The organism is Bradyrhizobium sp. CCBAU 11386 (assembly GCF_028128955.1).
GTDB lineage: Bacteria > Pseudomonadota > Alphaproteobacteria > Rhizobiales > Xanthobacteraceae > Bradyrhizobium.
The window spans coordinates 1-4,208 of the sequence record NZ_LBKA01000126.1; the positions used below are offsets into that span (position 1 = coordinate 1).

General features: G+C 54.2%; 3 protein-coding genes. All 3 read right to left on the reverse strand.

The features are described 5' to 3' along the window. Positions 1-159: 159 nt before the first annotated feature. From XI09_RS46070 to XI09_RS08890, 3 genes are read right to left on the reverse strand one after another with little or no spacing between them, the layout of a single operon-like run. On the reverse strand, positions 160-1,344 hold the full coding sequence (locus XI09_RS46070) for a glycosyltransferase family 2 protein (protein ID WP_442869562.1): 1,185 nt from the start codon (positions 1,342-1,344) through the stop codon (positions 160-162). Beyond that, positions 1,275-2,444 (reverse strand): glycosyltransferase, encoded by a 1,170-nt coding sequence (locus tag XI09_RS08885; protein WP_271566504.1) that lies wholly within the window; start codon positions 2,442-2,444, stop codon positions 1,275-1,277. Before XI09_RS08885 ends, XI09_RS46070 begins: the two co-directional genes overlap by 70 nt. Next, positions 2,428-3,447: a UDP-glucuronic acid decarboxylase family protein gene (locus XI09_RS08890; protein WP_271566505.1), complete on the reverse strand. Its 1,020-nt coding sequence runs from the start codon at positions 3,445-3,447 to the stop codon at positions 2,428-2,430. Before XI09_RS08890 ends, XI09_RS08885 begins: the two co-directional genes overlap by 17 nt. Positions 3,448-4,208 lie beyond the last annotated feature (761 nt).

A 4,208-nucleotide genomic window follows, 5' to 3' on the forward strand; every position in this document is an offset into this window, starting at 1 on the left:
AACCTGATCGAGCTTATCAAGTTCTATAAGGAAAACCCTGGACTGCTGAAGCGGTGATCCTGCGGCCTACGCCGAATGGATACCTTCAACATGCCTCGGGATCGGTTTGACTGACGCTTTCGGCTTGAATGCAAGGCCGACGCATATGATCGGATAAAGCTAGATCACTGCGTGCTTGTCGTTGAACGCCGGATAGGGCCGCTTCCGTCGTAACGGCCGAATGCACCGACGAACGAAGCGTGTAAGGGGCGCCGGAAGCAGCAGTAACGTCAATGATCTTGCCAAAGGGAAAAGATCACTCAATTCGATGTGCATCAAGCCTGAGCATAAGTCCCGGCGCCATTTCCAGAGAACGGGTAGCAAGTCTCGCAACGTGGCATCCCCTCTCCGCCTTGCCCCGATAATGCCAATGGCATGAAGCGCGAAGTATGCTTTGGCGAGCGATCCAAGTGCACGCCGCCTTTTTGGATCCCTGACGCTATCTTCAGCTCTATCACTTATTAAATCGACGATCCTTCGGAGGTCCTTCAGGCGAATCTCGATATCAAATTTCGACGTTTGCGTCTCTGCGTGGTTGCAATAGACGCCGCAGCTTTCGTTGAGGAGGCCGACTCGGCCAGATAGCAAGATTGGTATCCACGTTGCCAAATCTCCTGCGAAAGGCCAGTCGAGAGGCCAGCCTCCGCTTGCTCGAAGCCTCTCTGTTCGAAACATGATGGTGCAGACGTGCGCGGATATGCGCCCTCTTAGGTATTCCTCCAGGATGTCTATCCCCTCCCAGATGCCAGTCGCGAGTTTTCGACTGCTGGCTGCCGGCATCGTCCGCCGGTCAGCGACAAGGTAAACGTCACCAATTCCGATTATAACTGCGAGACTCGAATCCGTTCTTACAAGCGAAACACAGCGATCCAGCAGCCAGGGAGCAGCCCGATCGTCATCCGGTATAATGACAATGTATTCTCCTTTAGCCTCGGTTACGCAGACGTTCCAGTTGGGAATGGGGCCCAAGTTTCGTTCGTGGGTTACCACCCGCAGCCGTGGGTCGCTGAATTGGCGGAGCAGTCCAGCTGTTTCGTCGGTCGACGCATTGTCCGATACGATGACCTCATATCGTTGGTAAGTTTGCGCCAGTGCGGAAAGCACGCAGTCCTTCAACCAGTGGGCTCGGTTGAAAGTCGGGATGCCGATCGTAACCAAAGGGCCGTTATCAGATTCGGGCAGATTCGAAGGTAAGCTTTCCATCGGGACATTGCCTCCGCCAGCCGGTGCCACATTCAATCGAGTAGAGCGCCAAACTCTTCTGCACGGACATTCCAGCTGTGCTTTTCCGCGAACGCTCGACATCCAGAAGCGATTTCCTGGCTTCTGCCGCGCATAAGTAGCGACTTCGTTGCTTGTGCAAAATCCTCTGCCGTATCTTTGGCGATTATGTATTCACAATTCAGCCATTTAACGGCGGGCAAAGAAGTAGCAACCGCTGGCCGTCCTGCGGCCAAGTACTCGATTGTCTTCATGGGGAAGCTTGAGCGATTAAACTCACTCTGGGTGTAGGGGGTCAGACCCACGTCGATGGCACTTAAATAGCGGTTCATGCTTTCGAATGGCTTGGGGCCCAGATACCTGACATTTGGCCGTGAGGTTAAACTATCGAGCGAGAAGGAAGGCTTTCGCGAGCCTACAAGCAGCAAGGACACGTGGCGATCCGCTGTCGCCTCCAGCAAAGACAAATCAATCCTTTCGGATAGGTGCCCGAAGACGCCAGCAATCGGCCTCGGCAACTCCACGTCTTCAGGCCAATTTTCTGCGTCGACGTCTCTGAATCTTTCCGTGTCGCATCCGTTGGGTATTAGAACAGGGTCGTGACCCAAGCCGGCCCAGTGCGATCTTAGCTCTTCGGTCACGACCACTACCTTCTGCGCATCGCGTGCCTGCGCAGCTTCCTGGGCGCGAAGATAGTCGGCCGAAAGTCCCATCAACGCGGCACCGGATACGAAGTTGTCCGTGGCGTACAGGATTAAACGATCTGCCGGGAAGACTCCGAATAGATTTTCGCCAGTTGCAACAACCAACGCTCTGGCGCGGGTCTGTCCGAGTGAGGCAAGGGCGCGTCGAATGCTCCCGGCGAAAACATAACGCGAAGCATGCCTGGTGATGCCTCTTGACGCACCGGGGACGGTGACCGGCGATAGAACAGCTAGGCCTGGCTTGACGATACGAAGGCCGGTCGGTCGCCTGTTCCGGTCGCGCAAGAGAGAGGTCAATGTGGTTGGTGGATCGACGTAGAGGACGGGGAACCGCGAAGCAATCCGCGTTGAGATATGCTTCTCGGGATACCAACCAGTATCCCAGGCCGTCCCAGCACAAAAGACGACCAGTCCAGCCCAGGAAGATGTGCACTGCTTGGCAAGATGCGTATCCTGAACCAATTCATTCGGCGAAAGCATCGCTGTCTGCACCTTTCGTGTCAGAAACCAGCACGTCCCTAAAGTAGCTAATTGTCTTGGCCAGCCCGTCGGCCACAGCGATCGTGGGGCGCCAGCCCAGAACACGTTTTGCCATCTCGATATTCGGACAACGTTGCTTCGGGTCGTCTTGCGGCAAAGGCATTGTGACTATCGGCGATTGACTACCTGTAATCTTGATAACCAATTCCGCTAGTTGTCTCATTGTATATTCTTCGGGGTTTCCCACGTTTACCGGTCCAGTAATACCTTCCGGTGTTGACATTAGCCGAAGCATGCCATCGATCAGGTCGTCCACGTAGCAAAATGAACGCGTCTGCGAACCGTCCCCGTATATTGTGATCGGCCTGCCCTTCAGCGCCTGAACGATAAAATTTGATACGACTCGACCGTCATCCATTCTCATACGGGGCCCATACGTATTGAAGATACGAATTACCTTGATCGGAAGCCGGTGCTGACGCCAATAGTCGAAAAACAGTGTTTCGGCGCACCGCTTTCCCTCGTCGTAACATGCGCGCGGACCGATCGGATTTACCGAGCCCCAGTACGATTCTGCCTGCGGGTGAACTGAAGGATCTCCGTAAACCTCACTAGTCGAGGCTTGAAGAATTCGGCACCTACGGCGCTTTGCCAGGCCAAGCATATTAATTGCGCCGTGCACACTGACCTTAGTGGTCTGGACTGGATCGTATTGATAGTGCACAGGGGAAGCAGGGCACGCCAGATTAAAAATCGCGTCCACTTCGATATAAAGGGGGAAGGTAATGTCGTGTCGAATGATTTCGAAGTTTGGGTTGCTTAGTAGATGGTAAATGTTACGACGTTGGCCTGTGTAAAAATTGTCTACAGCGATTACTTCGGCTCCCAGGGAGAGAAGCCTTTCACAGAGATGGGACCCAAGAAAACCCGCGCCGCCTGTTACTAAGATCCTGCGGCCTGCAAAATGAAATTCCCGGTCTGAAACCCTTTCAAAGGTGTGCACGTGATGCTCCTGAAAGAACTAGTGGATACGGGGTCTGAGGCTCCTGAGAATCCGAATTGCCGCAACGTCGTGAGTTCGGTGTCAAGGGACAGGCGTCAAATCTTGTAGGCGATCACCAAGTAGCTTTCGAAGGACGCTGTCCTTTAACCAGGGGATGCGGTTGAAGGTGGGGAAAACGATCGTAACCAAAGGGGCGTTGTCAGATTCGGACAGAATCGAAAATATGCATTGCATCGGGACATTGCCTTTACCTGTTTCGAATCCGAACGCCGAGCCCGGCTCTGGTCGGCTCCGGCAAGCGACCGGCCCAGCACAAGGTGAGACGAAAGCTTATTTAAATTAATATAATATCGCCGTTTAAATGGCAAATAATATATAAATGCAAAGAGTTAAATTTCGAGCGCATTGCCGAGGCGGCTTGGTTTGCGGTCGGCGAGCAGAGGAAGCCTTGCGATGGCGATGGACATGACAAACCGGGACGGATCGGACGCCGCTACGTGTGGTGGTGGCGATTGCAAGCTACACGACGTCAAATGACCGCTATATCGAGCGGATCATCAGGGAATACAGGTCGATGTCGTTCGGGAATTTTTGCCGCGCCCCTTATGCGATGGAACTGCTAGGATAGCTCGGGAGCATCTCCGTAGCACCGCGCTACCTCCGAGGCTTCGCCACTGTGGTTCGAAATGCGTCCCCCGCGGAGGCGTGCGGGCGTTGACTGTGCCCTGCGCCTTCCGCCATGCACGGTCCTGAGTTCAAGA

Excerpts from the sequence above, each read along its gene's own strand:
- XI09_RS46070 (WP_442869562.1), bottom strand. The coding sequence starts at position 1,344 with ATGTCGAGCGTTCGCGGAAAAGCACAGCTGGAATGTCCGTGCAGAAGA.
- XI09_RS08885 (WP_271566504.1), bottom strand. The coding sequence starts at position 2,444 with ATGCTTTCGCCGAATGAATTGGTTCAGGATACGCATCTTGCCAAGCAG.